The sequence below is a fragment of the Bacillus sp. FSL K6-3312 genome, assembly GCF_038007485.1.
GTDB classification, from domain to species: Bacteria; Bacillota; Bacilli; order Bacillales; family Bacillaceae; genus Bacillus; species Bacillus pumilus.
Genome location: NZ_JBBOXI010000001.1, coordinates 291,212 through 313,360, shown reverse-complemented (window position 1 = coordinate 313,360; position 22,149 = coordinate 291,212). Strand labels below are relative to the sequence as shown.

Genomic DNA, 22,149 nt, shown 5'->3' with positions numbered 1-22,149 from the left:
CCTTATCGGTTTTTAATGGATTGAAATAATTTTCTTACGATGGACGGCTCTTTAAACTCCTGGTTCATAACCATCTCATCAAGCCAATTGGTATCAAATAATTGGTCATCTATATACCGCTCGATACACTGGTATCCCGCCGGATGATACACGAAGAGATCCACACCCATTTCATTTAGGAAAATGAGGACAGCCGCATCAGAACGAGTTAGCTCACCATTATATTCCGTATGATATAAAATCACTTTCGGTACAGTTTGTGCATAATCAAAGGTTTGAATGAGTTCAATGAGCTCCTGGCCGATATGCAGTACCTGTTTGAATAAATAAATACGGACATCTAATTCAGTCTCATTGCCTTCTTTTATTAGCTTCGGATGCTGACAGATTCGAGATATCGCCTCTGCTATCGCACGCTGCGTCCCCTCATATAGATGAGAAAACTGCCATACGTTGCTTTTCATTAATAATTCAGGATCAATCTCTCCAGCAGAAGAAAGGGCATGCTGATAATGAAATTGATAATTCGAAGACACTTCTTTCGTAAAAGGAAAATGGCGAATGGTCTTCGTCTCTTTCCATTCCATTAACGTGTGGATACGATCCCAGTATTCACGCTTGTCTCGAGTGACCCCCATCATTTTCGCAAAGAGATTCGGGATCTGTATCGTGTCGCGGTCTGCTTGAAAATTAGGGCGGATAAAGGAACGTTCCTTTGCAATTAAAAACAACTCATCATACGTTGTCTTCAGCGTAATAGAATGAGGAGTATGATCTCTGAATTGCCAAGGCTTATACAGCATTGAATCTTCCGTGTGGAGCACCTCTTCAAGCTCTCTTGTCGAGCGGTACGCCACCGTTGACTTCCTCTCAGGCTTTTCAGTAGGGAACGGTTCCAGCTTTGAAGTCCCCGGATACTGATCAATAAAAGTCAGCTTTTCTTCTGGATCTAGTTCGCGGAACGAATCCTCGCCCTCTGGATGAAATAGCACAACATCACAGCCAATCAGCATGACATAGTAAAGAAAATAAAGCTGACTTTTATTCGCCTCTCCATACCAAATGACAGCCGGCATTTTTTCTTCTATATTGACTTCCTTCAGCCATGGACCTAGATGATTATTTGAGAACTTTACTACATCCAGCAAAACCCGTCGGAAATCGGGATGCTGAAATCCCCCTTCATGCAGCTGTTTGAAATGCTCAAACACCTTGATCAATGAAAGGCGGATATGCCGGTTCATCACAGGGTTTGGATGGCGTACAATCAGCTGTTCACCATCTAAGAAAGCCACAAAGCGATTCACAGATAATCCTTTTTCTTCTTGGTTAATCAAATGAATGCGTTGAAGCGCTTGAAAATGCTCCGGCTCAATATGACGATTGAGCGTTTCACTTAAAATATGAATGCCATCTGTTTCATATAATTCATGTAAATAAATAAAATAATCGGTTGCATCATGCGGAGTTCCAAGGACCCGGGCGGCGAGACGCGGGAAGGACAATGTATGCTCGTCCTTTACATAACCGTCTCTTTCAGGGAGCGGCTTTTTCAGCACGTTTTTCCAGGCTTCCTGCTCCGCCCGTGTTTGGTTAACATTGATTTCTTTATAACTCACGCCGCTCCTTCCTTTCTCCTATATTTTCTCGAAAGCTACTACTATCATATCATTCACCCTTCTACTTCTGCTATCGAATCGAAGGCTTTTTTGCGGTCGTCATCTGCTTCATGACACAAGCGGTGATTTCATCTGCTGCTGCCATGCCAGATGCTGCTGTCGGCTCAAGTAAAGGATCAAAGTCGAGCACTTCTCCATGCCTTGGGGCAAAGCCCATATCTGCCTGACGAATGAGACCTGCATCTAAGAGGGAATCACCCGCACCGTATACATATTCAAGCTCCAGCCGCTCCTTTAGAAAAGCAACAGCATCCCACTTATTGAGCGGTTCCGGAATAAAATAAAGCTTCCGTCCTTGTAGAGACACCTGCCAGCCTCTCTCCTCGCCCCACTGCTTCAATTCAGCAAGTGGAATGCGAGACAGATACTCATCTTTCATAATCAAATAAAGAAATCTTCCCTCTGCTGTCCGGGTACGCTTCACCCATGCCGCAACTGGAAGTTCGGAGATGGCTCTTAGCATCTCTCTGACTGACATACACACTTTGAGCCTCTCATCAACGATGACCTGCCAATCCTCAAGCGGCTTGCCGTGTTGAAGGATACAGCCCCCATTTGTCGTGATAGCATACTCCGGTTTGAGCTCTTGCTGAAAGAAGGTGATCCGTTCATACTGAGCGGTCGTTCTTGTCGTCACTGGAATGAACCAGCCCAATTGATGAATCGTCTGCAAAGACTTCTTCGTTTCAACCGACATATAGGAAAGCGGACGTTCATCCAGCATTTCAACTAAAGCATAATCTCCTTCATACACATACTGATCCAGCACTCGATGTGAGTAAATCAGTGTCCGGTCTAAATCACTGGCAAACGCACTTGTCTTCATGACGTCTGCTCCAGCGGACGAATGAGTCCACAGCACGTATAGGACATATTGGCATATTCAATGACAGGAACGCCTCTGTCCTCTGCCAGAAGCAAAATATGCTTTAGCTTCTCCTGAGACCCAGGCTGTATCAAGATTTTCCAAGGGATTCTTCTCAGCAGCACACGGGTCGTCTCACCAACACCCGGCTTAATCAAATGGGTATTTTCAATTTGAAACTCCTGACCGATCGCTTCAATGGACGCCATTCCCCGCCAATCCGCAGGCATTCCTTGCGCGAGGATGGTCTCTGCTTTCTCTCCTACATTTGGTTCGAGGCTAGAAAATGCTTCTTCGATTGTATCCACATACAGATTGGACACATCCTCTTCAAGTAGCTCTTCATAATATTTTGCCCCATGGAAATCATCGGCATTGATCCAGCGGTTGTTTAGTACCGTACGACTAACAAGTCCAGATACAGTCGAATTCAGGCAAGCACTTGGAATGAGAAAGTCCTCTCTCGTTCCGTAGACATGTGTACAATAGCCAGGATCAGCGAGTACAGCTAGTTCACTAGAAAGACGAATACCATACTTTTTTTCAAAATCAATCACCGCTTTTTGGAGCTCTCTCGAAATCGCACCTTTTCCGGTCCATCCATCAATAAAGGCAATCTCATAGCCCGGATGTTCCTTGAGCATATAATGTAGCGCATTCTCATCTATTCCTCGATCACGAATAATCGAGATGCTGTAATGAGGCAGTTCAAGACCATATGTCTTTCGAATATATCGTTTGATGAGTACCCCGATCGGCGTTCCCGCTCTAGCCAAACTGCAAAGCACCGTTTGGAAGCCTCGCTTTTTCACAATCTGTTCTGCTACAACAGCTACCGCTTCTGCTACCTTCTCCTTACTTTCTTTCAGAGATTCATAGAATAAATCCATATAAGATTCCGTTGGTTTATATTCAATCGGCAGCATTTCTGAATAATGCGCACCACTCTGAATCGAACGTTCCCGCTCCTCTGTACTTTTCTCCATCTCAATGGATGATAAATCTTTGAGTAAGAAGGTTACATCCTGCTCTGGATAGCTTCCCATCTTTGTATACACATTAGCCATTCACCTTCACCTCGTCTGATAAAGTCACAATCTGCACATGCTTCACATGCCGCTCGGCAAATAAATGAACAAGCGGAAGCAATGCCTCCTGAGAGACCTTTTTCTCAAAGAAGAGAAATACATCATCGTATTGACCTTTTGGTATGTTGTACACGTAGTGCTGAATTCGAGCATCCTCTGGACTCACAAAGGTGAACCCATTTTGAACAGCGTATCCATCCTTTTCAACGGGATGAATAGGGCTTCTCGTCGTTGAATGAAAGAGAACACCTTCTCCCATATGTGCAGCCACTCTCATCGGCACATACATCAGCTCACCAGTTCCTAAACAAAGTGTCTGCTTTCCTTTGCGTTCCTTCTTCAGTTTCAGTCCAGCCGCTGCAGCTGCTTGGTCGATGGCTGCTGTATCTGCTGCGTTTAAACCAAAACGACCCGTTTCATGTATATATGGCGAATGACCAGCCGAATTGGTTGCATGAGAACGTGCATACGGCTCTTGCTGAAAGAAGGATTGAAGGGAGTGAACAGAGAGACTTGGCAGATCCTTTTGCTCAGCAATCTCATACGAATAAGCTGGTTCATCCAGCGTTTTGCCGCGAAAGACCATTTGCCCTTTTAATAAAGACAATGAGGTGATATGAATACCAAGCTCCTCTTCAAGCTCACACATGGCTTTCTCGTGCTCCTCTGTCCGCCAGTCTAAAATAGAAAGAATCGTGTAAGAATGCCGCGGGTGCTTTGCATGAAGGTCCCGAATGATATTGATATTCGTACGGCCTGTCGTGACTTCATCATCTACTAGCACGACGGGACGGTCTGTGCGAAGTAATGCTTCGTCTGCATAACAAAGCTGATCCGTTGCATGCGAATGCTCTTCTTCAAATACCAATGAAGGATCAAGATCCAGCAGCTGTTCACGTGTCGTATGAATGTAAGATGCTCCTTCTAATACGTCATACACACCGTGACCAAGAGCTGTGGCTGTTTCTGCAAAGCCGATCACGATCGGCTGTTTTCCTATTGAAAGCTTCTCTTTTTTGAGCGCTTCGTAGGCTTTAGTTAATACCGTGTGGTCATCCGTCTTGAGTGCTTCTACTAAAAGCTCTTGATGCGGAGACGTCTTGCCTGTTTGCTCTTTGGCATACGCCATGGCTAAAAGACCCGAGACAAGGAGCGGCTTTACTGGATGAACAGGAATGTGCTTACCGAGCACCTTACTAACGAATAAAAAGGCTCTTTTTTTGTTCACCCTTGCTGCCATGTCAAAGAGATGCTCTTTTTCTAGCTGAAGCGCACCTTCTTTGAGAACAAGCTCAACTTCCATATGTTCCAAGATGCTCAGCGTATGCGGCTTCTGCTTCTGTGAGTATGTCGATATAGCTTCTATTTTCATGAAACACCCCGTAAATATCTGACTTCATTATAATGTGCTCTGCCCATCTGTAATGGGGCTTCGTTTCATTCATTTTATTAGAGAAGGTACTCTTCATTACGCCAACTGTGCCGTCTGCATGTTCAAGAATGCTTAATGCATCCATATACTCTTCCTTCGTTACAACATACATGCTTTGAACCGGCTTGAGATGTGTTGGATGAATGACCGTCTTTCCATGAATGCCGTTAGCCACATCGAGTTTTGTCTCCTTGAGTAAACCTTGTACGTCATCAAATTCAGATGAAGACGATTCACCACTCTTATGAGAAAGTGCCCGGATGAATGGCTTTTGTTCCTTTCGTGCAGGGCCAAAATGCTCCCACACAGCACCTGATACCACAAAGGAACGGCCAAAATAATTGGTGATATCTGTGATCAAATCAGCAATCAAATTAATCTCATAAATGGTCGTGTTACGATCACGGCGAATTCCGTACAAACCGCAAAGATCCGTTGCCCCAATGCGAATATTCAAAATATATTCCTCGTCATTCAGCAAGATCTGCTTTAACTCTGACAACACCGTATATCTTGTTTCTTTTTCTAGTAAATCGGGTGTTTCCAAAATGGGCATCCCATAAAGGGTTGTCTGCGTTTGGGACGATGCCTGTTTCAGACTGTCCAAATAATCCTTCGCATTATGAACCGAGCACTTCGGGAACACAAAACCGGTAAGTAATTGAAGAGAGGAACCGAGCAAGTCTGCCATTTTGAGCAGCTGTTTCGGCGAACGAACGCGAATAAATATAAGAGGCAAATGTTCAGCCGTTTCAGGCGCATGCGTGACTTTCTCTTTGAGACTGGCCAATTGTGCCACTAGATTCTGTTCAGCCATGTCCACTTCTTGATCACCGATGGCATCCTCCAAGCAAAATACAACAGAGCAAAGCGCTTCATATTTCTGCGACAGCAGCATATCTGCTATATCTTGTCTTGTCGCAGGCATATACAAAGTAGCACCTAATGCATGCGCAAGTACATGCCTCGGTGTCAGTGAATGCATCGCCCCCGGCCGCTTGAAAAAAAGATCGTGCTGCATCGCCTCTGATAAAAATCGAAAATACCGCATGCTGTGCCACCTCCTGTTGTTTAGAGAAAATAAATAAATGACCTGATGATTCAAAAAAGGATGGAGCCGCTAGTCAACTCCATTCCTTTTTGATCGTCCTATTCTTCTTTTGAAGCCGCAGCTTCGTTTGTCACATCTTGATGTTTCTTCTTATTGATTTTATGGACAATAAACGTCCCGATAAATGCTAGGATAATAATCGCAAAGAATGCGACATGCGGAATTTCAATATGAGCAGCACTTAAGCCCATTTTGATGGCAATAATTCCAATGAGAATAAACGCTGTATTCTCAAGCTCTGGAACACGGTCAATGAGGACAAGGAATAACTGTGCCACTGTACGCATCATGAGAATGCCAAGCATTCCGCCTAATAGCAGAATCCATACTTCCTCAGATACAGCGAATGCCGCAAGAATACTGTCCACCGAGAAGGCAAGGTCCATAATTTCCACAGAAATAACGGTTGCCCAGAACACGCCAAATACGCGAATCATCCAGCCTTCTTTTTTCAATTCCTTCGCTTCGTCATCGCCGTCACCTAACCAGAAATGCTTAATGACAAGCCATGCTAAATATGCAGCTCCGAGAACCTTAATCCACCAAAACTTAATAAGCAGCATCCCTACGCCAATGAATAGAAAACGGAAGAAATAAGCGCCAATTAATCCGTAGGTTAATGCCTTTTTACGCTGCTTTTCTGGTAAATGTTTCACCATGACAGCTAATACAAGTGCGTTATCTGCTGATAACAATCCTTCAAGCACAACAAGGGTCCCAATGAGCCCCCAAGAGACAGGGTTTGTTAATACCTCTGCCCACATATGCCAATCAAAAAACGAGGCATACGTGTCCAACATATGTTTCAAAATATCCAACTGGTTTTCCTCCTATAAGTGTAGAAGCATCAGCAGGCTTTCGCCTGCTGTTATTCTTGATCGCTGTTTCTTTCTCACTTTGGAAAAGGCCCTCATATGAGTCATTGGCAGCGCCTCTTGAATTTTGTTTCTCTCGTTTATACTTCTAACCCATAATTTTGACAAAGAGCTGCAAGTCCGCCAGAGAATCCGCTTCCGATCGCGTTAAACTTCCAATCGCTTTCGTGTCGGTACAATTCACACACTACGACAGCCGTTTCAATTGAGAAGTCTTCCCCTAAATCAAAGCGAATCAATTCTTCCCCGCCCTCTTCATTTACAACACGAACAAATGCATTCGAGACTTGTCCAAAATTCTGGCTGCGCGTCTCTGCATCATGAATCGTCACTGTAATTCCGATACGATCAATGTTAGCAGGAATTTTTGAGAAATCAACGAGAATTTGCTCGTCATCTCCATCTCCTTCACCTGTCCGGTTATCACCTGTATGAGTGACACTGCCGCTTGGGTGCTGAAGGTTATTATAGAAAACAAAATCTGTGTCTTGCTGACAACGATTGTTTGCATCCACTAAGAATGCCGAAGCGTCCAAATCAAATTCGGCTCCGCCAGAATATTTATTCGTATCCCAGCCAAGACCAATCATCACTTTCGTCAGCCCTGGGTTGGTTTTTGTTAAATCGACACGTTGTCCTTTTGAAAGCTGAATCGCCATATTCGTCCCTCTCCTGTCTCCTGAAAATATAAAAATAGCCGTTACCCGATATCTAAACCGAAGTCCGTTGCAATGCGGGCAAGTCCGCCTTGATAACCCGATCCGACAGCTGAGAATTTCCATTCCCCGCCATGACGGTATAATTCACCTACAATAATCGCTGTCTCGATGGAGAAGTCCTCTGCCAAATCGTAGCGAATCAGTTCTTCATTTGATGCCGCATTTAAAATACGCACATATGCGTTCGTGACTTGTCCGAAATTTTGACTGCGCGCTTCCGCATCATGAATCGTAATGACAAATGAAATCTTCTCAATACTCGCTGGTACAGCTGATAAGTCGATATTGACCTGCTCGTCATCTCCGTCGCCTTCACCAGTGCGGTTATCGCCTGTATGTACGACACTGCCGCCTCCGCCAGTTGTTTGATTGTAAAAGACAAAATCCGATGGAGAGCTTGCCTTACCTGCCGCATCTAAAAGAAATACACTTGCGTCTAGATCAAAGTCATGTCCGCCGTCATACTTATTGACGTCCCAGCCAAGACCTACGACCACTTTCGTTAAACCTGGATTCGTTTTTGTTAAATCAATTTTTTGACCTTTCGCTAAAGAAATTCCCACTAGGAACCTCTCCCTTCTAATTAAATGTAGTTTCTCGTAATATCGGCAAGCTTCGCATCATTTGTACCGTCCCCAACAGCCGCAAACTTCCACTCATTCTCGTGACGATAAAGCTCTCCGACGATTAATGATGTTTTCCCTGCATACTCATCTTTTAAATTATACTTCACTAATTCTTGATTGTTTGAACGATCAACGATGCGAATGTACGCATTTTGAATCATACCAAAATGCTGATTTCTTCTAAGTGCATCATAGATGTTCACAACAAACACCAATTTATTCACATTGCCTGGCACCTTGCTCAAGTTGACGAGAACTTGTTCATCATCTCCGTCTCCTTCACCAGTCAGGTTGTCACCTGTATGCTCGACACTGCCGCATTTGCTTTTCAAGTTGCCAAAATAAATCAAATCTTTATTTTCCGTAAATTTATCATTTTTCAGCATGAGCACTGAAGCATCACAATCAATATCAGCGCCGCCTCCGCCGCCAAACAGCTTTCCTAAAAATCCGCCGCCTTGTGATACAGGGTCCCAGCCAAGTCCAACAAGAATATTCGTTAGCCCTGCTTTGCCTTTTGTTAAATCAATACGTTGACCTTTTTCTAATGTAATCGCCAAATCAATCACTCCTCCAGCATAATAAAAATCTATTTATTAAGCGATGGACCCTATTAAAATCATCATACATGAAAATTCGACAAAATTCATGAAATGACATTGGAGCCTCTTACTCTTTTTTCTATTTACTAGTATATACGATCTACGTTCAAGATAGGTTTCAAACAAATGATATTTTTTTAACGAAAGATCCATGTAGAAAATGGTTCATGTCGTAAATGAAGTGTTTCATGTGAAACATTGTCGAAAATTCTCGTCCACAGAACTTGCTGATAAATAACGTATTGATGTGTTTTCGTATGTTGATATAGAAAAGATAAAGCATGAAATCAAAGGATAAACCCTTTCGTTTCCTTCTATTCAAGGATTTCTTTATACTGAAATGAAGAACATTGACCGTGTAAATGAAAGGATGTTGATGATGCCATCACTTCACATATTAGATCAAGTCGCTATTCCTAAAGGTCAGACAGCGCAAGAGACATTGATTCACACAACACAGCTAGCTCAGCTTGCGGAAACTCTTGGATATGAGCGTTATTGGTTTGCTGAACACCACAGCACAAGAGGGCTCGCTAGTACAGCACCTGAAATATTAATGGCACATATCGCCGCTCATACATCGACCTTACGTACCGGGTCTGGCGGCATTTTACTTCCGCAGTACAGCCCCTTTAAAGTAGCAGAGGTCACGCGGCAGCTTGAGGCTCTGTATCCTGGACGAATTGAAATCGGTGTCGGCAAATCTCCGGGCGGGATTGAAAGGACGAGACTTGCTTTGACAGACGGCGTGCATAAAGATCTATCTCAGTTTGACCGACAGCTGAAGGATCTTCTATTTTACTTATCAGACAGCCTGCCTTCTAGGCACCCGCATGCAGGAGTCAAAGCTTCTCCGCTTGTTGATGCTCATCCGCCAGTTTGGCTACTTGGTCTCGGAGAAAATAGTGCCGTGCAGGCAGCGGAACTTGGGATCAACTATATTTTTGGTCACTTTATCCACCCTGCACGCGGCAAACAAGCATTTGAGACGTATCGGTCTCACTTTTCTCTATCTGTCTTTGCCACGCAGCCGCACGCTATGTTTGCCGTGTTTGTCATTTGTGGTGAAACCGATGAAGAGGCCGAACGGATCGCCAGCAGTACAGATTTATGGCTGCTGCGTGTTGAAAAAGGACTGGACAGCCGCGTCCCTTCTATAGAAGAAGCCAGTACCTATCACTACACCTCGCAGGAAAAGAAAAAAGTGTTACAAAACCGCCAGCGGATGATCGTCGGCTCAAAGGCAACGGTGAAAGAGCAATTACTTAGCTTGATGGAACGCTATCAAACGGATGACATCATGATTCTAAACAATTCATTTGATCCGATAGAAAAACAGCGCTCCTTCAAACGAATCGCCGAATTATTTTGAAGCCAAAGGGCTGAAATGGGAAATGTAACATCAAGATGTCAAAATCCTTCCGCCTGTCATCTGATCGCAAATGTGTCTTCTAATCGTTAGCGAACTGTAAACGCATAAGGGGTGTACCTTTTATATAGTAGAGGTACATATAAAAGAACCGTTTACGACGCTAGAAGGAAGGAGATGACAGGCCATGAATAAGAGACTCGAATGGGTCGATGCGGCTAAAGGGATCGGGATTCTGCTCGTGGTTATGGCGCATGTGCCCATTCCAGATCCGCTCAAGCAATTCATTTACTCTTTTCATATGCCGCTTTTCTTTTTACTATCCGGCATGATGTTTCGATCATCCTCACGCCCTGCTCTGTCATTTATTCAGAAGAAAGCCAAGAGCTTACTCTTGCCCTATCTCTATTTCTCCATCATTACGTATGTTTTTTGGTTCACCGTTACTCGTTTTTTTGCCTTTAAGGGACAAACGGATATTGACCCTTTCGTTCCGTTTACAGGTATTTTTATATCCAATGCAGATGAAGCTAGACTCACGCATAACCCAGCCATCTGGTTTTTAACGACACTCTTTTTAGTGGAAATGATCTTTTTCTTTATGCACCGTCTGACAAAAAGGAAACCTGCTGTCTTGATCTTACTGACCGTCCTTTGCGGAGGTGCTGGATATGCCTCTACCTTGCTTTTAGACCAAAGTCTACCGTGGAATGCCAATGTCGCCTTGACGGCTGTTGTGTTTTATTCAATTGGCTTTTTGGCAAAGCAATGGTTTGTGGAATTAAAGACAGACCCAACCCTTCTTCTATGTACTGGTCTGCTTGTACTGACGGCTTACATGCAAAGCTTTAATTCACGTGTCGATATGCGCGTGAACGACTATGGTGATCTTTTTCTTTTTTATGCATGTGCACTGCTCGGTTCAGCTGCCGTGATTTATTTAAGTTTTAAATTCAAAACGTCCCCTATTTTGACGTATCTCGGTCGAAATTCCATTGTGATTCTCGTCTTACAGTTTGCCGGCATCGATATCATGAAAGCATTTGTTTATTATGGACTTGGCATCAATATTGCAGATACAGCGCAGCTCTCTTGGACTCTCTTTTACACGATCGGAACATTGCTGCTCATGGTGCCATGTATCTCCTTCCTAAGCAAATACCCGATGCTACTCGGCAAACCAGCCAAAGCCGCACACCGTTACGAACAAAAAACATCCGCCAGCTGATTGGGCGGATGTTTTTTGGATTAATCATTGATTTGAGAAGGGTAAAGCGTCATTCCTCCATCTACAAATAAAGTGGTGCCTGTGATATACGAAGCTTCCTTAGATACGAGGAATGCAGCGGCTGACCCAATCTCCTTCGGTTTACCAAATGCTCTCATCGGAATCTTTTCAAGCTGCTTTTGTTTTTTCTGTTCATCCTGCAAATCATCATTCGATTCGGTCGCCATTGTACCTGGTGCAATCGCATTGATCCGAATACCTGCTTCCGCATAATCAAGAGCCAGCGTTTTTGTCATCATGTTCATTCCGCCTTTGGAAGTGGAATAGTGAACATTGAACGGGCGCGGTATTTCCTGATGGACACTGGATATATTTAAAATCGACCCTTTGATGTCATGCTCCATCATATAGGCGATTGCAGCCTTTGCGCCTAAAAAAGTGCCTGTGATATTGACATCAATGACTTTTTGCCATTGCTTGAGCGTCATCTCATGCGGCATCGCTTCTTCGCCATTAAAGCCTGAATTATTGACGAATACATCGACTGTTCCGAAATGCTCCAGTGCTGTCTCCATGATGGATTGAATTCCTTCCTCTTCGGAGACATCTGCGTGTACTTTCACCGCTTGCCCTCCGCTCTGCTGAATGGCTTGGACCGTTTCTTCAGCACCCTCTTCATCACCTTTATAGTTCACAACCACATTCATCTGCTCTTCTCCAAATCGTAATGCGATGGTTTGTCCGATTCCTTTTGAAGAACCTGTGACAATGGCTGTTTTTCCTTTTAAATCTTGATACATCTTTATTTCCTCCTATCACGTGCTTCATCTTGTTGATACACAATGGTTACCCATTTTGAAAAAAAGAAAAGCACAATCCTCTGCAATCGTTGACTAAGAGGATTGTGCTGTTCATCAAACTAAAAGGTGTTATAGACATTTTCACAAGTTTCAGCGGTTGGCTGATAAAAGCAATGAGACTTATACCTTGCCACAAACGGCTGATTGTACCATGTCGGTGGACAATTACCAGGCGGCTTAAAATACCAAAGGCTGAATTTTGCTGGCCAAAATCGTTCTCCGTTAATATTCCTCCGTGCAAGTGTTTTTTCTGTTTCTCGTGCTCGTTGATAAAAATAACCATGCGTGACTGCTTCAAATGCATGCTCCTGATAAATCATTTGTGGAATCGTACGCAGCCCTTTAAAGTCAGAGCAGTTGGCACGCAACCGGTTGATGCCCACATTTCCTACAAGCAGCATCCCTTGCTTCCCTTCACCTTCTGCCTCCGCTCTCAGCAGTCTGGCCATGAGGTCAATATCAGAGCTTGTCGCTCTTACCACTGCCATACATCCACCTCCATTCGTTTCTCTTTTATTTTATGTAGGGTTTCTGTGTAGATGACTGCCATTTTGAAGGGAAAAGACACATTCCGTGTCGAGAGCCTGTCTAAACACCTCAACATTTTGCTGGACATGTGTCTCTCTGCCAACAACACACAAACCTAGTGATCATGCACATTACAGGAAAAAATATTCATTACTATAGACTCACTTACAAGTCATAAAAATCCTTCTAATTGCTACACCATCATCAAAAACAGTCATTTGAACCTATTCAACAATCCGACTCAAAACCTTAAAATATAAAATATTGAGTTTTTACAGGAGACATCAAATCATATTTTACAGTTTCTCCTTTCAACTTAGTGTCATTTTTACTACTTGAAGCTGTACAACCTTAGAAACGCACTGAAGTATTGACAGTACTTTCGCTTCATTCTACAGTAAAAAACATACAGTATTTTTCTTTTTGTGCAAAAAGAATGATATGAACTAAAGCTTTCCAATGAAATTCATCATAAACCCGAGGAGGAAAACACGTCATGTTTAAAAAGAAATTATCCCTGTTTCTTCTGATCTTATGTGTCACTGTTGTCGCTGCTGCTTGTAGTGGTGGAAAAGAAAAGTCAGCTGCAAAGGAAAAAGATACAAAATCTCTTGATGCAGCAGAGGTAAAGGTAGAAAGTGCTGAGTACACATTACCACCTCAATACGATACATCTGTACAGGATGATCAGTATGTACTAAAAGTGAACGTATCTGTAAAAAATATCAGCAAAGAGCCTCTAAATGTTGATAAAAGCAACTTTACGCTTTACCAAGATGACTCACAGGTGTCTACGATCTCTCCAGATGACTACAATGAAGTATTATCTTCAAGCTCTCTAAATGCAGACAAAGTATCAAAAGGCGGTCTTTTCTTTGTTGTTGATAAAGACAAAGACTATCAGCTTGTGTACAATGAGCCAGGTAGTGGTTCTAAAAAAGATGACAAAACACTAGAATTCGATATTAAAGGTAAAGACTTAATGAAAAAAGCAGATACACTTCAAGCATCTGCAAAAGCTCTTTCTTCTTATATTGATGTCATGATTTTCGGTAAGAATAACGACGAGTTTGAAAAACTAACAGGTGATAACAAATCAACCGTTGTCAACCAATTTGATAAATCATTCAAACAAGGCTACATCACGTCATCAGGTATTTCTTCTAGCTCAGCGAAGGACGAAAACCTTGATAAGCTTCTAAAAGCTGTAAAAGAAACATTAGCTGAAAAATCAAAAGTATCAACAAAAACAAAAGCGATCAGTGGTGATAAAGCTGTTGTGACTGTCACTCTTACACCAATTGATGCAAGCCCGCTTGTCGATCGTCTAAAAGAAAAAGCGACTGAGTTCTACAGCAAAAACCGTTCAGCTTCTTACGATGAAGCTCAAAAATACCTACTCTCGATCTACCCAGAAGAGTTCAAAAAATTAGGACCATCATCTTCTGAAGAAACAGTAGAAGTCAACATGAAGAAAAATGACATCGACCAATGGAAACTTGATTTGAACGATTACAAAACAAGCTCATTGGTTGAAAAGTTCATCAAGAACTAATGAAAAACCCCCGATGCCGGGGGTTTTTTCTTATCGTTTTTTGTTTGATCCCTATATTTAATTCCGAATTACAGCCAAGAAAGTAAGATACGGTCTATTATGAAGGAGTTTCTTTTACAGCTTCATACTCTTTTATCACCTCAACCGGATCAACCGCATCCTCCTCTTGTGCGTATTCCTCTACATAAGGATCCATTAATTTTTTAAACTTTTGTTCGTCGTCTACTAAAGCAACATACGTTTCATATCCTTCAAAATCAGATGGATATAAATGTGCAACGGAACTACCCGTTTCTAATGCCTCATCTATCGCTTTTCTTAATTCCAATAACCCTTTCCTGTTTCCCAAAATAAACGCTTCAAAATGGTGTGTTTGTTGAGCATATATATTACATAGCTCTAGCACATCATCGTCTACTGCTTGATAAGACATACACGAATCACCTCATTAATCGAATTGGGATAATAATGTAATTCCTCCCTTCCATTATGCCATTCCTTTCACTCGATAGTGAATCTCTTTTATATAAATCTCTGGATATAAAAAAACTTGCAGATAAAATCTACAAGTTTTTAGCTTTTTTATTTCGCAAGCATTCACTTTTCTTTCATAAACAAACTTCTCACGCTGCCAAACATCAATTACTTACATAGTAAGTGAATATTAAGAATGGGATAGCAAAGTAATACGTATCTAGCTGCGTAGCTCCTGCTCTCATGGTATTATTATCACTGGCATCCCTATAAAAGGACTCCAAAAGCTCATTCATTCTACGGAGGTCCTGTTAAATAGTTAATAGAGGTGAATCATGTATAATTACGAAAAGCTATATAAACAGTATTTATATAAAAAAGATCAATTGATTTTTACTAAAGAACAAGTCGTTGAAATGATAACGTCTAAATTTAAAGCTAGAGAATTTTCAAAAACAAAGATTTTAGATTTAGTAAATGATGATCACTTTGAATATACTAAGATATATAAATGTTTTGTCATTGATGATCCGAGTATATTGATTCAATTGTTTTCGAATGAGGAAAGAAAGGATCACCGTGAAGAAGTACTTTATAATCGTCTTCATCCTTTAAATCCTAAAAGAGTCGAAGATTGGGAGTATAATCACTTATTGCGTGATGAACAAGAAGGTAGAAGAATTGATATCATTTTAGAGAGTAAAGATGGGTTATATATTTCAGAATTTAAAGTAAGATCTAGTTGCGAAAAGCTTGATAGGTATATAAATGCTTTAATTGTAGGTGCTCTTATCGAAAATGGGTTAGAAGAATATCCTGATGGTATTCATGACGAGTATCTTCAATTTTATTTAGAGAACTTGGATCAATTCGGTTTCTTAAACTGAAACATACGGTGATCGGTATTCACTTGAAAACGCCCTCTATCATAGAGGGCGTTTCTTTATTTTGCAAGCATCCATTTTTCTTTCATAAACAAGCTTCTCACGATGACAAACAAGATGACGACTGCGAGGGCTGAGGAGCCGAGTGTCAGAGTGACGGCCATCGGATCGATGATGCCAAACATCAATTGCTTACAGAGCGCATGAATATTGAGGAATGGGACAGCAAAGTAATACGTATCTAGCTGCGTAGCACCTGCTCTCATGGTAAAGAACATTGGGATCACACCTAATGTAATGATCATGGACATGTACGATTGCGCTTCTTTCACTGAGCTTGAAACGACACTGAGTAGCAGTTCAATCATGGATACCATGAAGGAGAAGATGATAAGCGCCGCAAACATGACGGCGATAATGCTCCACATTTGATCACCAAAGTTCAGTGCTTGTTTTAGCTTTTCTGTAAAGAGCAGCGTGGATAAAAGCAGCATGCCGATCGCCACAATTCCACTTAAAATCCCGAACATGGAGACAGCCAGCCATTTTCCGATGAGAATTTGGAGTCTGCTGGCAGGTGTCAGGAACAACGCTTCAATGGATTTTCGGTCTTTTTCACCCGCTACAATATCAAGCGCAGCTGGCAAAGCACCTGAGATGACGGAGGTCACCAAAATCATTGGAAGAAGAATCGACAAAAGCATAGAGGTCATGCCATTTTCTCCTTCTTCGCCCTCTTCTACATCAACAGCCTGCACCTGAAATGGGTGAACAACAGATGTATTGATTTGATCAGCTGCTAAACGCTTTTCTACGACTTGGTTTTGATACTGCTCCAATAAGGATTGCAGCATTTGAACCGCGATGACCGAATCATCATCTGTTGTATACCCATGAATTTTAATTGCAAATGATTGTTGATGCTGAAGCATGTCGTCTGCCTCTTTCGGCATTTCCAGGTAAGCATTCGCCTTTCCATCTTTGACAGCTTGCTGCGGGTCATCAAAAGTTTCAAGTGTGAGGTTTTTGACCTCTTTGATCATTTGATTCATTTCAGTTGGAAGCTGTTCATTCACTGCGACCGTATAGGTTTCATCTCCTGGATCTGCAATCATGCTTTCATAAAAGAACACCAATCCAAGCATCGTCAAAAGAGGAATCAGCACTGTTAAGAGTAGCGTTTTTCGGTCTCTTAGCGCATCTGTCATTTCTTTTAAAAATACGGTTTTCCACATTATGAAATCCCCCTAGCGAGCTTCGACATAAAGATATAGTTCAAGTCATCACTTTGTTCCTGTGTATATAATTCTGGAAGTGTCCCTTTATACACAAGCTCTCCTTGATGAATCATCATGACACTGTCACAAAGCTGGCTGACTTCTTCCATGATGTGGCTTGAAAAAAGGATGGTTTTATTTTGCTGCTTGAGCTGATGAATAAAGTCTCTGAAAATATTACTTGATGTGATATCCAAGCCTGTTGTCGGCTCATCAAATAAAATAATGTCAGGATCATGAATCAAGGTTCTGGCAATCGCCACCTTTTGTTTCATTCCTCTTGAGAATCCTTTCACCTTGCGATCCATGTATTGTCTCATCCCAAAACGCTTTGCCAAATCCTCTATTCTTGCTTTGATTTCATGCTGATCTAAGCCATACAATTTGCCAAAGTATTCAAGGTTTTCTCGTGCCGTCAAACGATCGTAAAGCCCCGTCTCACCGCCAAACAAGACACCAATTCGCTTTTTCACTTCTGTTGATTCTTTCACCGTATCAAAGCCTGCGACAGTGACTGTTCCGTGCGTAGGTTCTAACAATGTGGCGACGGCGCGTAATAATGTGGTTTTCCCTGCACCATTTTCTCCTAGGATGCCAACGACTTCCCCTTCCTTCACGGAAAACGTCATATGTTTCATCGCTTTTACAACCTTTTTCTTATCTTTAAACCAGCAGCTGCAATCGCTGAGAGTAATCATGTGGTTCGCCCCTTTCAACTTTCTAAGTCTATGATAGAAAAAATGACGCTTCCTTGACATAGAAATGTCGCGAAACGTCCTTTTTCTGTCTTGAAATGATCTATTTTAAAAAACAAATGGTAAAATAGACAAATAATAAGAAGAGTCATAGGTGATTTTTATGATAAAAGTAGGTCTCGTTGATGATTACCGAGTAGATTTAGAAAAGCTGCATGCCATTGTAGGCAGAATGGAGGCTGTAGAGATTGTCTTTGTCACGCAGTCAGCAGAGGATGCCTATGAGAAGGTCAAACAAGGAGACATTGATCTGTTGTTTGCAGACATTGAAATGCCCGGAATGTCCGGTTATGAACTAGCGGACCTCATTCACTCTCATGCACTGAATGTCGATGTTGTCTTTGTGACAGGAAATAGCGGATATGCGGTTCATGCGTTTGATTTGAATGTACATGATTATATTATGAAGCCCTACCATGCCGATCGAATCGCCAAATCCTTAGAGCGCTACAAGTCCACCAAGCAGGAGAAAAGCATTCATGGACGGCTTCTCATTAAGCAGCAGTCAGATATTCATGTGCTGCAAAAGAAGGATGTCATTTTTGTTGAGCGAACAGGCAGGTCAACCACCATTGTCACAACAACAGGAGATATCCAGACATATCAGACATTAAACGAGTTAAAGGGCGATCTAGCTGAAAAAGATTTTATCCGCTCTCACCGATCGTTTATCATCAATATTCATTACATTAAGAACTTCTCGGCGTATGCTAAAAATTCATTTATCGTATCTTTTGAAGGTACAGATAAAAAAGCCATGATAACCAAGCAGCAATTAGAATACTTTAAGAAATATTATTTTTAAGGAGAACGAACGTGAACGCTTTCTATCTTGGATTCCGCATGTATGCTTTCATATGGCTAGGTCTTGCGTTTCATGCAGCTGCTGAAGCTATTCTGCCGCTATCATCAGGAGTGCTGTGGCTCCTCACTTTTTGTCTGATTTGTCTTTATACATTTTTCATATACAAAAGGTTTTTGCCTCATGTGAGTGGTTATGTGATGTTGGGCGCTTTTGTGCTCTTTACCTGTGCAGGTCTTTCCCTTTTTCTGACGCAAGGAAATGGATGGAGCTCTCTTTTGGCTTTTGTGATCATCATGACAACAGATATCCTTTCATTGAAGATGATGCGGACGGAGAGACGATTAAATGGGCGGCTTCAAGAGCTGATCAACGCAGAATCAAGAACCAATGAACTGCTGCTTGAGCTGCGCAGTAAACATCATGAAACAGCTAGACATTTAAATGCCTTTTCCGCGTCAAACGAAGAGCATGAGATCAAGGATTTGATTCAGCAATACGTGAAACATTTCCCTTGGATGAAAGGAGAAAATGCTTATTTGGCCTCAACCCTGCATTCCTTTTTCCAACGGGCTGAAAAAGAGAACATTGCCCTTTCTCTAGACCTTCAAGCACCTTTTTCATCGCTTCCCTTTTCTAAGGCGGATCAGGTTAGTTTCACTGGCAACCTGCTTGATAATGCCCTAGACGCAGCGATTGAAGCGAAGCAAGTCGGAAAAGAGGGCAGCATCTCGATTGCGACCTCTATTCGGAGCGGGCTCTTTTTAATCCATTGTGAAAACAGCACAAAAGGAATGGAAAAACACGTGTTATACCATTTGTTCAAAAACTTTGGCCGCTCGACAAAAGGCGGAGATCATCAAGGAATGGGGACGTATATCATTCATCAGCTTGTTGAAAAGGCAGACGGTACTCTTGATTTCACATACCGTTCTCCACATTTGCGGCTTGTCATCAAAATCCCCCTCACGATGTCATAAAAAAAAGGTGCAGCTAAGCACCTTTTTTTATTAAGAGAAAATGTGGTCAATTTGATTGATTTCCTCTTTTGTTAATTGAACTTCGTTTGTTTTTAAGTTTTGCTGAACTTGCTCAGCTCGTTTTGCACCTGGAATGATGGCGTCGATGCCGTCCTGTGCTAAAAGCCAAGCGAGTGCGACGTGTGCCGTTTCGGCGTTCTTTGATTGTGCAATTGCCTTTAGCTTGTCTACTTTTTCGAGGTTTTGAAGGAACGCCTCGCCTTGGAAAAGTGGATCTTTTGCTCGAATATCATCAAATGTCGCATCCTTCGTAAATTTCCCAGTCAACAAGCCTGATGCCAATGGGAAATACGGAATAAAGGAAATACGATGCTCGACGCAGTATGGGAGAAGATCCTGCTCTGCCTCACGTTTCAGCAAAGAATACTCCGACTGAAGCACATCTAAGTAGCCATCTCGATTAAAGGCTTGAAGCTGTTCAAAATCAAGGTTAGATGCACCAATGGCCCTGATTTTCCCTTCATCCTTCAATTCCTTTAATGTGCCTGCTACTTCTTCCAGCGGCGTCCGGCCGTCTGGGAAATGCATATAGTATAAATCAATATAATCTGTTTGCAGTCGTTTCAGGCTATGTTCGACCTGCTCTCTTAAAAAGTCCCGGCTGTTATCCAGCTCAATTTGTCCGTTTACTTCTTTATGAGCCCCCTTTGTCGCAAGGACGAGGTTCTCTCTACCGCCTCTTTTGGCAATAATCTCACCGATCAATTCCTCTGAACGGCCCAGCCCATAAATAAAAGCAGAATCTAAGAAATTGACACCTTGATCAAGAGCTGTCTCCACAAGCTCTCGTCCGGCATCTTCACTCAGGTTGGGGAACAAATTATGTCCACCTACCGCATTCGTACCAAGCCCTATCGGATTCACCTGTAAATTAGTTCGTCCAAGCGTTACCTTTTTCAAAAGCTCATCTCCCTTATCTGCTTAATCATCCTTATTTTCCCATGAATCCTTTTCAACATTCAAGTATCCTGCTCTCTGAAGCACAAACACCCTCACTTCAAGATTTTTACGTAAAAAACATTTAAAACCGATAATAAATCTACAAATTAATTCTTATTGACCGGTATATTAGACTCACAAATTTCCTTTTATTATTGATTTTAGTGTAAATTTCTTTCAAAGATAGGGACTAAAACCTATTCCTCATCATGATCGAATTTCGATAGAATGAAAAGTACAAATCGTCATAAGGAGATTTTCCCCTGCAACACCCGAATATACCATTCTATCTGTTTCTTTTTTCATAGTCAGATAGCGGGAATGAAATGACGAAAGAAAAGCAAAGGAGCATCAACTGTGAATCTTAAAAAAATAAGCGCACTCCTCATGATTTCATTCGTGATGATCATCTCTACAGCTTGCCAGAGCTCAGCCAAATCAAGCAACGCTGATCAAAAATCAACAAAAACAGCAGAGGTAAAAGTCGATAGCTACGAATATACGTTACCAGAAGACTCAACAACTACGCTTAGAGACAATGAATTGGTGCTAAAAGTCAACCTGACGATTACAAATAAAGGTGACAAAGCTCTATCATTATATAGCTCTGACTTCTCCCTTTATCAGGATGATGCCAAAGTATCTGATTTAAAATTTTACGGCAGTAAAGACCGTCTTGACCTCGGTTCATTGAACAAAGGCAAATCTCAATCAGGTGCTCTTTATTTCCTTGTAGACAAAGGGAAAAAATATCAGTTCGTGTACCAAGACAGCATCAAGAAAAACAGTGATTCGATCGAAATCGACCTAGATGGAAACAAAATACTTGATACAGCGAAAAAGCTGGATAACCCTGCAAAGGCGCTTTCCGCTTATACTGATATCATTGTCTTTGACAAAAAGAACGATCAATTTGCAGATTTAACAGGTGACAACCAATCCGATGTCGTGAATAAATACCACGACATGTTCGTAAAAGACTTCAAAAGAAGCGCCGGAATGTACGGCAATGAAGTAAGTGACCGTGATATTCTGTCTATGTACAAACGGATTCAAGACACCATGAAGGATAAAACCAAAGTAGAAACAAGTGTAAAAACCATCTCTAATGACGAGGCGAAGGTTGTCGCTCAAGTAACAGGCATTGATGCTTCTAACTTAAAAGACAAGCTAGACAAGCAAAGAGATGAGTTTTACAACGGCAAGATCCGCTCTAAAGAAGAATTGTATAAGAAAAGCTTAAACTTGTACGCATCTGAATTCGAGAAGCTTCCTCCAGTCTCCATCCCGGCTGAATACGAAGTGAAAATGAAACGTAATGGGGATGGTCAGTGGAAAATTGACCTTAACGATTACAATACATCGCAGTACATGAGTGGTTTTATTAAAACAAGATAATCATGAACTAAAAAAGACGCTGGCCCAATGAAGGTGCCGCGTC

The 22,149-nt window shown here is 42.0% G+C and carries 22 protein-coding genes; 7 read left to right on the top strand and 15 right to left on the bottom strand.

Annotated features, from left to right (window positions below; all coding sequences use genetic code 11):
• Positions 1–2: 2 nt before the first annotated feature.
• The 9 genes from MHI11_RS01730 to MHI11_RS01690 all read right to left on the bottom strand — a co-directional run bounded on the left by MHI11_RS01730 (position 3) and on the right by MHI11_RS01690 (position 8,955).
• The gene (locus MHI11_RS01730; RefSeq protein WP_340960271.1) at positions 3–1,619 is read right to left on the bottom strand and encodes a YceG family protein; all 1,617 of its coding nucleotides are present in this window, start codon (positions 1,617–1,619) and stop codon (positions 3–5) included.
• 70 nt (positions 1,620–1,689) lie between these two features.
• Positions 1,690–2,505 (bottom strand): HAD family hydrolase, encoded by an 816-nt coding sequence (locus tag MHI11_RS01725; RefSeq protein WP_044139246.1) that lies wholly within the window; start codon positions 2,503–2,505, stop codon positions 1,690–1,692.
• A complete protein-coding gene (locus tag MHI11_RS01720) occupies positions 2,502–3,611 on the bottom strand; it encodes a cysteine protease StiP family protein (RefSeq protein ID WP_044139245.1) in 1,110 nt (369 codons plus the stop codon). Before MHI11_RS01720 ends, MHI11_RS01725 begins: the two co-directional genes overlap by 4 nt.
• Positions 3,604–4,935 (bottom strand): phosphoribosyltransferase family protein, encoded by a 1,332-nt coding sequence (locus MHI11_RS01715; RefSeq protein WP_044139243.1) that lies wholly within the window; start codon positions 4,933–4,935, stop codon positions 3,604–3,606. The genes MHI11_RS01720 and MHI11_RS01715 overlap by 8 nt, the downstream gene beginning before the upstream one ends.
• Positions 4,925–6,115 (bottom strand): HpcH/HpaI aldolase/citrate lyase family protein, encoded by a 1,191-nt coding sequence (locus tag MHI11_RS01710; protein ID WP_044139242.1) that lies wholly within the window; start codon positions 6,113–6,115, stop codon positions 4,925–4,927. Before MHI11_RS01710 ends, MHI11_RS01715 begins: the two co-directional genes overlap by 11 nt.
• 98 nt (positions 6,116–6,213) lie before the next feature.
• Positions 6,214–6,993 carry a TerC family protein gene (locus tag MHI11_RS01705; protein WP_044139241.1) on the bottom strand — a complete coding sequence of 260 codons (780 nt, stop codon included), beginning with the start codon at positions 6,991–6,993 and terminating at the stop codon, positions 6,214–6,216.
• Positions 6,994–7,130: 137 nt separating this feature from the next.
• Entirely contained in the window at positions 7,131–7,709 is a 579-nt protein-coding gene (locus MHI11_RS01700; protein WP_003216935.1) for a TerD family protein, read from the bottom strand.
• A 41-nt stretch (positions 7,710–7,750) separates the two neighbouring features.
• Positions 7,751–8,332 carry a TerD family protein gene (locus tag MHI11_RS01695; protein WP_034664247.1) on the bottom strand — a complete coding sequence of 194 codons (582 nt, stop codon included), beginning with the start codon at positions 8,330–8,332 and terminating at the stop codon, positions 7,751–7,753.
• Positions 8,333–8,352: 20 nt separating this feature from the next.
• Positions 8,353–8,955: a TerD family protein gene (locus tag MHI11_RS01690; RefSeq protein WP_044139240.1), complete on the bottom strand. Its 603-nt coding sequence runs from the start codon at positions 8,953–8,955 to the stop codon at positions 8,353–8,355.
• A gap of 421 nt (positions 8,956–9,376) precedes the next feature.
• Between MHI11_RS01690 and MHI11_RS01685 the strand changes: the two genes are divergently transcribed.
• Both MHI11_RS01685 and MHI11_RS01680 read left to right on the top strand, forming a co-directional pair.
• On the top strand, positions 9,377–10,369 hold the full coding sequence (locus MHI11_RS01685; protein WP_340960270.1) for an LLM class flavin-dependent oxidoreductase: 993 nt from the start codon (positions 9,377–9,379) through the stop codon (positions 10,367–10,369).
• A 184-nt stretch (positions 10,370–10,553) separates the two neighbouring features.
• Positions 10,554–11,594, top strand: a complete 1,041-nt coding sequence (locus MHI11_RS01680) for an acyltransferase family protein (RefSeq protein WP_340960269.1) — start codon at positions 10,554–10,556, stop codon at positions 11,592–11,594.
• 20 nt (positions 11,595–11,614) lie between these two features.
• Here MHI11_RS01680 and MHI11_RS01675 read toward each other — a convergent pair whose 3' ends face one another.
• Together MHI11_RS01675 and MHI11_RS01670 are read right to left on the bottom strand one after the other, a co-directional pair.
• On the bottom strand, positions 11,615–12,394 hold the full coding sequence (locus MHI11_RS01675; RefSeq protein ID WP_340960268.1) for a glucose 1-dehydrogenase: 780 nt from the start codon (positions 12,392–12,394) through the stop codon (positions 11,615–11,617).
• A gap of 119 nt (positions 12,395–12,513) precedes the next feature.
• A complete protein-coding gene (locus MHI11_RS01670; protein ID WP_003217242.1) occupies positions 12,514–12,942 on the bottom strand; it encodes a cell wall hydrolase in 429 nt (142 codons plus the stop codon).
• Positions 12,943–13,478: 536 nt separating this feature from the next.
• On the opposite strand from MHI11_RS01670, the gene MHI11_RS01665 reads away from it, so the two are divergent.
• Positions 13,479–14,537 carry a DUF4352 domain-containing protein gene (locus tag MHI11_RS01665; protein WP_003217128.1) on the top strand — a complete coding sequence of 353 codons (1,059 nt, stop codon included), beginning with the start codon at positions 13,479–13,481 and terminating at the stop codon, positions 14,535–14,537.
• Between the two features lie 97 nt (positions 14,538–14,634).
• Here the strand turns inward: MHI11_RS01665 and MHI11_RS01660 are convergent, their stop codons facing one another.
• Positions 14,635–14,970 carry a hypothetical protein gene (locus MHI11_RS01660; RefSeq protein WP_106066546.1) on the bottom strand — a complete coding sequence of 112 codons (336 nt, stop codon included), beginning with the start codon at positions 14,968–14,970 and terminating at the stop codon, positions 14,635–14,637.
• 376 nt (positions 14,971–15,346) lie between these two features.
• On the opposite strand from MHI11_RS01660, the gene MHI11_RS01655 reads away from it, so the two are divergent.
• The gene (locus tag MHI11_RS01655) at positions 15,347–15,898 is read left to right on the top strand and encodes a hypothetical protein (RefSeq protein ID WP_340960267.1); all 552 of its coding nucleotides are present in this window, start codon (positions 15,347–15,349) and stop codon (positions 15,896–15,898) included.
• Positions 15,899–15,954: 56 nt separating this feature from the next.
• Here the strand turns inward: MHI11_RS01655 and MHI11_RS01650 are convergent, their stop codons facing one another.
• Entirely contained in the window at positions 15,955–17,130 is a 1,176-nt protein-coding gene (locus tag MHI11_RS01650) for an ABC transporter permease (RefSeq protein ID WP_217012754.1), read from the bottom strand.
• Positions 17,130–17,870 (bottom strand): ATP-binding cassette domain-containing protein, encoded by a 741-nt coding sequence (locus tag MHI11_RS01645; protein WP_044139233.1) that lies wholly within the window; start codon positions 17,868–17,870, stop codon positions 17,130–17,132. Before MHI11_RS01645 ends, MHI11_RS01650 begins: the two co-directional genes overlap by 1 nt.
• 160 nt (positions 17,871–18,030) lie before the next feature.
• Here MHI11_RS01645 and MHI11_RS01640 point away from each other — a divergent pair, with 160 nt between their 5' ends.
• Both MHI11_RS01640 and MHI11_RS01635 read left to right on the top strand, forming a co-directional pair.
• Positions 18,031–18,732, top strand: a complete 702-nt coding sequence (locus tag MHI11_RS01640; protein ID WP_340960266.1) for a LytR/AlgR family response regulator transcription factor — start codon at positions 18,031–18,033, stop codon at positions 18,730–18,732.
• Between the two features lie 11 nt (positions 18,733–18,743).
• Positions 18,744–19,709: a sensor histidine kinase gene (locus MHI11_RS01635; protein ID WP_340960265.1), complete on the top strand. Its 966-nt coding sequence runs from the start codon at positions 18,744–18,746 to the stop codon at positions 19,707–19,709.
• A gap of 30 nt (positions 19,710–19,739) precedes the next feature.
• Here MHI11_RS01635 and MHI11_RS01630 read toward each other — a convergent pair whose 3' ends face one another.
• The gene (locus tag MHI11_RS01630; RefSeq protein WP_044139230.1) at positions 19,740–20,669 is read right to left on the bottom strand and encodes an aldo/keto reductase; all 930 of its coding nucleotides are present in this window, start codon (positions 20,667–20,669) and stop codon (positions 19,740–19,742) included.
• 396 nt (positions 20,670–21,065) lie between these two features.
• Between MHI11_RS01630 and MHI11_RS01625 the strand changes: the two genes are divergently transcribed.
• Positions 21,066–22,106 (top strand): DUF4352 domain-containing protein, encoded by a 1,041-nt coding sequence (locus MHI11_RS01625; RefSeq protein ID WP_340960264.1) that lies wholly within the window; start codon positions 21,066–21,068, stop codon positions 22,104–22,106.
• The last annotated feature ends 43 nt before the right edge of the window (positions 22,107–22,149 follow it).